This window comes from Streptomyces sp. NPDC054757 (assembly GCF_053612185.1).
This window is the reverse complement of sequence record NZ_JBSHBW010000008.1, coordinates 64,511-74,244: the sequence shown is the minus strand read 5'-3', so window position 1 is coordinate 74,244 and position 9,734 is coordinate 64,511. Positions and strand designations below refer to the sequence as shown.

Annotated in this window: 1 protein-coding gene; it reads right to left on the bottom strand. The window is 72.0% G+C overall.

All coding sequences use genetic code 11. From position 1 onward, the window contains the following. Positions 1-3 precede the first annotated feature (3 nt). Entirely contained in the window at positions 4-9,696 is a 9,693-nt protein-coding gene (locus ACWGKJ_RS13235) for a type I polyketide synthase (RefSeq protein ID WP_385024853.1), read from the bottom strand. Positions 9,697-9,734: the final 38 nt, after the last annotated feature.

The following is a 9,734-nucleotide window of genomic DNA, read 5'->3' as shown; positions in this document are numbered from 1 at the left end:
CAATTACCGGCCGAGTTCCCGGTGGATAAACTCGAATATCTCGTCGTCGGTTGCGGATCCGATCTTCTCCGCGACTGCCTGACTCTCTTCCGGAGCGCCGGTCTCCTTCCACTGGGTGAGGAGACCCTGCAGGCGCTCGGTGACCATCTCGTACGTCTTCTCGTCCGGCGCCGTCCCGGTCAGCAGCGACCCGAGCCGGTCGACCTCCTCCACCAGCGACACCGGGGCCGTACCGTCCTGGAACTCCTCGTTCCAGAGGTGGCCGGCCACTGCTTCCGGGGTGGGGTGGTCGAACAACAGCGTGGCCGGAAGCTGCAGGCCGGTGGCGCTGCTCACCCGGTTCCGCAGCTCGACCGAGGTCAGCGAGTCGAAACCGAGGTCGCTGAAAGGACGGGTGGCCTCCACGTCCTCCGGCGCGGCGTAGTCGAGCACCGCGGCGGCCTGCGTCTGCACCAGACGGACCAGCGCCCGGTGCTGCTCGGCTTGCGGCAGCCCGGCCAGCTCCTCGCGGAGCGAGGCTCCGGCGGCCGGATCGGTGACCGGCTCGGCCGCCTCCTCCGCCAGAGCTGCGGCGACCTCGGGCAGGCTCTCGATGAGCGGGCTGGACCGGCGCAGCGTGAACGGCACGGCAAACCGTGACCAGTCCACGTCGACAATGGTCAGCGGCCCTTCCCTGCCGTCCACGAGATGCGCCAGCGCCTGCACGGCGCGGTCCTTGTCCATCAGCGCCACACCGCCGCGGGCCAGCCGTCCCGCGGTCTCGGCGTCGGTCATGCCGCCGCCGCCCCAGGGGCCCCAGGCCACCGAGGTCCCTGCCAGGCCCTGCGCCCTGCGGCGCTCGGCGAGGCCGTCCAGATAGGTGTTGGCGGCGGCGTAGGCGGGCTGCACGATGCTGCCCCAGATCGCCGAGATGGACGAGAACAGTACGAACGCGTCGAGTTCCAGACCGAGTTCGCGGGTCAGCTCGTCCAGATGCCGGGCTCCTGACGCCTTGGCCGCCAGGACCGCGTCCGTCTCGGCCAGGTCGGCTTCGGCCACCGGCACGGCCTGCCCGATTCCGGCGGTGTGCAGCACCGCGGAGAGCGCCGGGCCGGTCGTCGCGATCCGGCTGAGCGCCCCGGCCACCTGGGCCCGGTCGCTCACGTCGCAGGCCAGTACGTCCACCCGGCTGCCCAGGGCGGCCAGTTCGGCGGCCCGTGCGGCGACCCCGGCAGCCGCCGGACCTGACCTGCTGGTCAGGACCAGCCGCTCGGCACCCCGGCCGGCTGCCCAGTGCGCCACATGCCCGCCGATGGCACCGGTGCCGCCGGTGACGAGGACACTCCCGCGTGGTGTCCACTCCCGGTCCGATGCGGTCGGCTGCGGGGCATGGGTCAGCCGCCGTCCGAGGATCCCGGCCGGACGGATCGCCGCCTGGTCCTCTCCACAGCCAGCCAGCACCACACCCAGCCGGGCGGTGATCTTCCCGTCCTGCCCGTCGAACTCGGCAGGCAGATCGACCAGCCCACCCCAACGCTCCGGATGCTCAAGGCCGGCCACCCGGCCCAGCCCCCACACCTGCGTCTGCAGCGGACGGACCGGCGACTCGGCGGGCGCTCCGGCCACCGCACCCGATGTGGCCACCCAGAGCGGGGCCTCCACCTCCGCGTCGCCGAGCCCCTGCACCAGACCGAGCGTCGCGCCCAGCCCCACGGTCACCGACGGGTACGCGGCCATCGGCGACTCATCCAGCGCCAGCAGCGAGAACACCCCGGCGAATCCATCCACCGGAAGCACGGCGCGGACCTGCTCGGCCACCACCTCCCGGCCGGCAGCCCCGGCCACCTCCAACAGCTCGACATCCGCCCCGAGAGCGGACAGTGCGTCGCGGCACTGCCGCATCATCGAACCGTCCGCCTGCCCGGCCGGGGCAAGAAGCAGCCATGTGCCGGACAGCCGGGCCGGACCCGTCTCCGGGACCGGCGCCCAGGTGATCCGGTACCGCCAGCTCTCGGTGACCGAACGCTCCCGCTCCCGGCGCCGCCAGGACGCCAACGCGGGCAGTACTCCGCCCAGCTGATCCTGGTCCTCCAGAGCCAGTGCGTCCGCGACACCCGAGAGGTCACCGCCCTCGACGGCCGCCCAGAACCGGGCCTCCGCCTCGGTCGACGCACCATCCGCACCGGCCACCGCCGTGGCGGAGGGCTCCAGCCAGTACCGGCGGTGCAGGAAGGCGTACGTGGGCAGCTCCACCACATCACCGGCCGGGAGGACCTTCTGCCAGTCCACCGTCAGCCCACTCACGTACGCCTGCGCGAAGACCCTCAGCAGACGTGCGGCCCCGGCATCCTCCTGGGCCAACGTGCCGACCGACAGCACCTCACCGGCACCCGCGTCCTCCGCGGTCTCCACCACCGAAGCAGTCAGCACCGGATGCGGTGAGACCTCGACGAACGCCCCGTAACCCGAACCGAGCAACGTACGGACGGCTTCCTCGAACCGCACCATCCGCCGCAGATTCGCGAACCAGTACCCCGCATCCACCTCCTCGCCCGTGAGCCACTCACCCGTCACCGTGGACATCATCGGCACCCGGCCCGAGCGCGGAACGATCCCTGACAACTCACTCCGCAACACGTCCGCCAACGGCTCCACCGCCGGAGAATGCGCCACGAAATCAGTCGACGGAACCCGCCAACGCATCACCTTCCGCGCCGCCAACTCCCGCTCGAACCCGTCCAACGCCTCCGGCTCACCCGAGACCACTACCGAGGCAGGCCCATTCACCGCAGCAACCGACAACCGGCCACCCCAGCCGTCCACCAGCTCCCGCACCGAACCCGACGGCATCACGACCGACACCATCGACCCCGACACCGCCAACCCCGACAACGCGCGAGAACGCACCACCACCACACGGGCCGCGTCCTCAAGGGACAGCATCCCGGCCACCGTCGCCGCAGCAATCTCACCCTGCGAATGCCCCACCACCGCATCGGGAACGACACCAGCCGCCTCCCACACCGCGGCCAACGACACCATCACCGCCCACAACACCGGCTGCACCACCGCAGCAGCCTCCAACGACGGCGCACCCCCCACACCCGCCAGCACATCACTCAACGACCAGTCCACATACGCGGAAAGCGCAGCCTCACACTCCGCGAACCGAGCCGCGAACAACGGCGAGCAAGCCAACAACTCCCGCCCCATACCGGCCCACTGCGCACCCTGACCCGCAAACACAAACGCCGTACGCCCCGTCGAACGCACAACCCCCGACACCACCGAAGGCGACGACTCACCGACCGCCAGACTCCGTACACCCTCCAGCAGCCCGCCCCGGCCATCCCCGACCACCACACCACGATGCTCGAACACCGACCGCGTAGCAGCCAACGACCACGCCACATCAGCAGGGCCCACATCCGAGCGGACGTCGACCCATTCGCGGAGCCGGTCGGCCTGGGCGGTCAGCCCCGCGACGGACCGGCCGGACAACAGCCACGCGGTGGCCTCGCCCGCAGCGAGGAGTGCGGGGACGTTGTCCGTCGGCTCGGGCGCCTGGTCGGCGTCGGCCGGCTCGGTCTCCTCGGCCGGGGCCTCTTCCAGGATGAGGTGGGCGTTGGTCCCGCTCATGCCGAACGACGAGACGCCGGCACGACGTACCCGGTCCTCCGCCGACCACGCGACCGCATCGGTCAGCAGCCTGACATCACCGGCCGACCAGTCGATGTGGGGTGACCGCTCGGCTGCGTGCAGGGTCTGCGGCAGCTCCCGGTGCTGGAGTGCGAGCACCATCTTGATGACACCGGCCGCACCGGCAGCAGCCTGGGTGTGGCCGATGTTGGACTTCACCGAACCCAGCCACAGCGGACGGTCATCCGGACGCTCCTGACCGTAGGTCGCCAGCAGCGCCTGCGCCTCGATCGGGTCGCCCAGCGGGGTGCCGGTGCCGTGAGCCTCCACGACATCCACATCGGCCGCCGAGACACCCGCGTTGGCCAGCGCCGCACGGATCACCCGCTGCTGCGACGGACCGTTGGGGGCGGTCAGACCGTTCGACGCACCGTCCTGGTTGATCGCCGAACCACGCACCACAGCAAGGACCTTGTGCCCGTTGCGCCGCGCGTCCGACAAACGCTCCACCACCAGCATGCCGGCGCCTTCGCCGAGACCCATGCCGTCCGCGTCGGCGGAGAACGGCTTGCACCGGCCGTCCGGTGCCAGTCCCATCTGCCGGCTGAACTGGTCGAACAGCAGCGGGTTGGCCGCCACCATGACCCCGCCCGCCAGGGCCAGCGATGCCTCCCCGGAGCGCACCGCCTGGCAGGCCATGTGGAGCGCCACCAGCGAGGAGGAGCACGCGGTGTCCACCGTCACCGCAGGGCCCTCAAGACCGAGCACGTACGACACCCGGCCGGACACCACGCTGGTGGAGATGCCGGTCACCAGGTGGCCGTCGAGTTCCTTCTGCACGCCGGAGCTCCAGCCGTAACCGGAGGCGGATGCGCCGACGAACACACCGGTCCCGGTACCGCGCAGGGATGCCGGGGCAATGCCGGAGCGCTCCAGCGCCTCCCAGGCGACCTCAAGGAGCACCCGCTGCTGCGGGTCCATCGACACGGCCTCACGCGGACTGATCCCGAAGAAGCCCGCGTCGAAGCCGGTCGCGTCGTAGACGAAGCCACCGGAGCGGATGGGCCCCTGGGCGTCCCCCTCCCGGTCCTCGAAGACCCAGCCACGGTCATCGGGCAGTACGGAGACGGCGTCGGTCCCGGCGGTGACCAGGTTCCACAGCTTCTCCGGTCCCGTCACCCCGCCCGGGTACCGGCACGCCATGCCGACGATCGCCAGCGGTTCGTCCGTGGGCGCCGCCGCCAGGACCGGAGCGGTGCGCATCCCGTCCGGCTGTACGCCGTCCGGCATGCCGGGCAGCTCGGCCAGTTCGGCCAGCAGGAACTCGGCGGACGCGGCGGGCGTGGGGGCGTCGAACATCAGGGTGGCGGGCAGTTGCAGACCGGTGGCGCTGCTCAGCCGGTTACGCAGTTCGACCGAGGTCAGCGAGTCGAAACCGAGGTCGCTGAAGGCGCGGGTGGCCTCGACCTCGTCGGGCGAGGCGTAGTCGAGGACCGCGGCCGCCTGGGTCTGGACGAGGGAGACCAGCGTCCGCATCTGCTCGGTACGGGACAGACCCGCCAGCTCCTGGCGCCAGGAAGCCCCGGTGCCCCGGCCTGCCGTCGCGTCGTCGCTCCCCGGTGCGTCCGGCCGGTCTCCGGCCAGTGCGTCCCGGACGTCCGGCAGGTTCTCGATCAGCGGGCTGGGCCGGCGCAGCGTGAACGGCGGCGCGAACCGCTCCCAGTCCACGTGAGCCACGGTCAGCCGGGGTTCGCCGCTGTCCAGGACCTGGGCCAGCGCCTGTACGGCGAGGTCCTGGTCCATGACGATCAGGCCACGCCGGATACCCTGCGCCGCGCCCGCCTCGTCGGTCATCCCGCCGCCGCCCCAGGATCCCCAGGCCACCGAGGTCGCGGGCAGCCCCTGCGCCCTGCGGTACTCGGCGAGGCCGTCCAGGAAGGTGTTGGCGGCGGCGTAGGCGGGCTGGAGGCCGCTGCCCCAGGTGGCCGAGATCGAGGAGAACAGCACGAACGCATCGAGTTCCAGGCCGAGTTCGCCGGTCAGTTCGTGCAGGTGCAGCGCACCGGTCGCCTTGGCAGCCAGTACGGCGTCCGTTTCGGCGAGGTCGGTGTCCTGCACCAGGGTGGCCTGGTTGACGCCTGCGGTGTGCAGCACCGTGGTCAGCGCGGGGCCTTCCGCGGCGATCCGGCCGAGCACCCCGGCCAGCTGGTCGCGGTCTGCCGCGTCGCAGGCCAGTACGTCCACCCGGCTTCCCAGGGCGGCCAGTTCGGCGGCCCGTGCGGCGACCCCGGCAGCCGCCGGACCTGACCTGCTGGTCAGGACCAGCCGCTCGGCACCGCGGCCGGCCAGCCAGCGGGCCACGTGCCCACCGATGGCACCCGTGCCGCCGGTGACCAGGGCGCTGCCGCCGGGCTTCCACTGCCCGGCCGTGCCGCGGGGACGGCCTGCCCTGCTCAGCCGGCGGCCGAAGATCCCGGTCGGGCGGATGGCGGCCTGGTCCTCGCCGCAGCCGGCCAGCACCGCGCACAGCCGCGCCGCGACCTGACCCTCCACGCCGTCCTGCCCGCCGAACCCGGTCGGCAGGTCGATCAGCCCGCCCCAGCGGTCGGGGTGTTCCAGCCCTACGACCCGGCCGAAGCCCCAGGTCAGGGTCTGCGCCGGGGCGGCGGGCGACTCATCGGGCGTGGCGGCGACGGCGCCGCGGGTCAGCACCCACAGCGGCGCGTCGACTCCGGTGTCGCCCAGTGCCTGCACCACGGCCAGTGTGCGGGCGAGGCCAAGGGGAACCGCCGGGTAACGGACCATCGGGCTGTCGTCCAGGGCGAGCAGGGACACGATCCCCGCGGGTGCCTCGGTGTCCTGCAGCGCACTGCCGATAACGGTCGCCATCGCGGTGCGGTCCACGGCGTCCGCGGGTACACGGACGACCGTGGTGTCGGCTCCGCGGGCGGCAAGTGCCTCGGCACAGGCCCGGGTCGGGCCGTCGCCGTCCGGTCCGGTGAGCAGCAGCCAGCGCCCGGTGAGGACGGCGGCGACCGGGTCCGCCACGGGCGCCCAGCCGACCTGGTAGCGCCAGTCGGCGGTGGCCGACCGGTCCTGCTCCCGGCGCCGCCAGGAGCTGAGTGCGGCCAGCACCTCGTCAAGCGAGTGCTCGTCGTCCAGCTCAAGCACCTCGGCGATATGCGCCACATCGCCGCCTTCGACGGCGGCCCAGAACCGGGCTTCGGCCGCTCCGGACGCCCCGTCCGCAACGGGAGCTGCGGATCCGCCCGTGGCGGAGGGCTCCAGCCAGTAGCGTCGGTACTGGAAGGCGTACGTGGGCAGCTCCACCACATCACCGGCCGGGAGGACCTTCCCCCAGTCGACCCGCAGCCCGCTCACATGCGCCTGCGCGAACACCCGCAACAGACGCGCGGTCCCGGCATCCTCCTGGGCCAGCGTGCCGACCGACAGCACCTCACCGGCCCCCGCGTCCTCCGCGGTCTCGGTGACCGCCGCGGTCAGCACCGGATGCGGTGAGACCTCGACGAACGCCCCGTAACCGGCGTCCAGCAGGCTCCGTACGGCCTCCTCGAACCGCACCGTCCGCCGCAGATTCGCGAACCAGTAGGCCGCGTTCACCTCTTCACCCGTGAGCCACTCACCGGTCACCGTGGACATCATCGGCACCCGACCGGAGCGCGGAACGATCCCGGAGAGCTCACTCTCCAACTGCCCCGCCAACGGCTCCACCGCAGGGGAGTGCGCCACGAAATCAGTCGCGGGAATCCGCCAGCGCAGCACCTTCCGCGCGGCCAACTCCCGCTCGAACCCGTCCAACGCCTCCGGCTCACCGGAGACCACCACAGCGGCCGGCCCATTCACCGCAGCAACCGAGAGCCGCCCCTCCCACCTCTCCAGCAGCTCCCGCACGGAATCGGCGGGCATGACCACCGAGACCATCGACCCCGGCACCGCGAGCCCCGACAGCGCCTGGGACCGGACCGCCACCACCCGTGCGGCGTCCTCTAGGGACAGCATCCCCGCCACCGTCGCCGCAGCAATCTCACCCTGCGAATGCCCCACCACCGCATCGGGAACAACACCAGCCGCCTCCCACACCGCGGCCAACGACACCATCACCGCCCACAACACCGGCTGCACCACCGCAGCAGCCTCCAACGACGGCGCGCCCCCCACACCCGCCAGCACATCACTCAACGACCAGTCCACATACGCGGAAAGCGCAGCCTCACACTCCGCAAGACGGGCCGCGAACAACGGCGAGGAGCCCAGCAGCTCACGCCCCATCCCCACCCACTGCGCACCCTGACCCGCGAACACAAACGCCGTACGACCGGTGGAACGCGCAACCCCGGACACCACCGAAGGCGACGACTCACCGGCCGCCAGACCCTGTACCCCACTGAGCAGAGCATCCCGGCCATCCCCGACCACCACACCACGGTGCTCGAACACCGACCGCGAAGCAGCCAGCGACCACGCCACATCGGCCGGCTCCAGCGACGGACGCTCCGCCACCCACTCCCGCAACCGCCCCGCCTGCGCCGTCAGACCCTCCGCCGAGCGGCTCGACACCAGCCACGCCACAGCCTGCCCATCCGACAGCACCGCCGGCTCAGGGGTTTCCTCGGCCGTCTCGGCCTGCTCAGCGGGCCCCTCCAGCGCATCGGCCTCGTCCGCGTCCTCCGCAGGCTCGGCCTCCCCGACCGGCGCCTCCTCCAGGATCACATGCACATTCGTGCCACTCATCCCGAAACCGGACACACCCGCCCGCCGCACCCGCTCACCACTCGGCCACGCAACCGGCTCAGCCAGCAGCTCCACGCCACCCGCCGACCAGTCCACTTCGTCGGTGGGGTCCTCGACGTGCAGGGTGCGCGGCAAGTGCTGGTTCTGCAGCGCGAGCACCATCTTGATGATCCCGGCCATGCCCGCGGCCTGCTGGGCGTGGCCGATGTTGGACTTCACCGAACCCAGCCACAGCGGGCGCCCTTCCGGCCGCTCCTGGCCGTAGGTGGACAGCACCGCCTGCGCCTCGATCGGGTCGCCCAGCGGGGTGCCCGTTCCGTGCGCCTCCACCACGTCCACATCGTTGGCCGAGAGGCGGGCGCTGGAGAGAGCGGCGCGGATGACCCGCTGCTGCGAGGGGCCGTTGGGCGCGGTCAGGCCGTTGGACGCACCGTCCTGGTTGATCGCCGAACCACGCACCACGGCCAGGACCTTGTGCCCGTTGCGCCGCGCGTCCGACAGCCGCTCGGCCACCACCACGCCGACGCCCTCGGCGACGCCCATGCCGTCGGCGCCGGACCCGAACGCCTGGCACCGCCCGTCAGGGGAGAGCCCCAGAGAGCGGCTGAAGTCGGTGAACAGCACCGGGGTTGCCGCCACATAGGCGCCGCCGACCAGCGCCATCGAGCACTCCCCGGAGCGCAGCGCCTGGCAGGCCAGGTGGAGCGAGACCAGCGCCGATGAGCAGGCGGTGTCCACGGTGACCGCGGGGCCCTCAAGGCCCAGGGTGTAGGAGATGCGGCCGGACAGCACGCTCATGGCGTTGCCCGTCATCACGTGCCCGTCCAGATCGCCCTGTTCGCCGCTGGCCCAGCCGTAGCCGGACGCCGAGCCGCCGGCGAACACGCCGGTGGCGGAGCCACGCAGCGAGACCGGGTCGATACCGGAGCGCTCCAGCGCCTCCCAGGCGACCTCAAGGAGCACCCGCTGCTGCGGGTCCATCGACACGGCCTCACGCGGACTGATCCCGAAGAAGGCCGGGTCGAACCGGGTGGCGTCGTAGATGAAGTTGCCCGCCCGCACCTCGGCGGCTTCCTCGCCCGTGCCGTCCGGGCCGCCCAGGTCCCAGCCGCGGTCCTGCGGCAGCCCGGCCACCGACTCCTCTCCTGCGTACAGGAGTTGCCACAGGGCATCGGGGTTGCGCACCCCGCCGGGGAAGCGGCATCCCATGCCCACCAGGGCGATGGGCTCGCCGCCGGCCGCTTCCACCTCCTGCAGACGCTGCCTGGTCTCGTGCAGGTTGGCGGTCACCCGCTTGAGGAAATAGCGAAGCTTCTCCTCGCTCACTTACGTCACCTCGTCGAAGAAGTCGCGTCGCTGGCTGG